Source organism: Mesorhizobium sp. M7A.F.Ca.AU.002.02.1.1 (assembly GCF_003998535.1).
GTDB lineage: Bacteria > Pseudomonadota > Alphaproteobacteria > Rhizobiales > Rhizobiaceae > Mesorhizobium > Mesorhizobium ciceri.
The window spans coordinates 1-461 of sequence record NZ_RZPB01001483.1 but is presented as its reverse complement, the minus strand read 5'-3'; the positions used below and the strand labels follow the sequence as shown (position 1 = coordinate 461).

Genomic DNA, 461 nt, shown 5'->3' with positions numbered 1-461 from the left:
CTGAAGCACTTCGGTGGAACGCAGTTCGAGCGCGACCGCGCGGCTCTGACAGCCATTTTCGACAATCGCGACAATCTTCCCCTGATCGCGCGCCGTAGTCAGTACCTCTACAATTACTGGCGAGATGACGGTAATCCACGCGGACTGTGGCGCCGGACCACCCTTGCCGCCTACATGAAGGCGGATCCCCAATGGGAGCTACTGCTCGATCTGGATGCTCTCGCGGCTAGCGACGGAGAGGACTGGATCTGGGACGGCGCGTCCATCGAGCCGGAGAGACGGGAAAGAGCCGTTCTGCGCCTGTCGCGCGGCGGCAGCGACGCGGTCGTGCATCGCGAATTCGACCTGATTTCTCTGAGCTTTGTCGCCGACGGCTTCAACCTCCCCGAGGCCAAAGGCTACGTTAATTGGCTGGACCCTGACACGCTTCTGCTTTCCAGTGCGCTTGGTAATGGCATGGC

Annotated in this window: 1 pseudogene; it reads left to right on the top strand. The window is 61.2% G+C overall.

Annotated features, from left to right (window positions below):
- Positions 1 to 461, top strand: a pseudogene (locus tag EN879_RS38490) (prolyl oligopeptidase family protein); the annotation flags it as partial.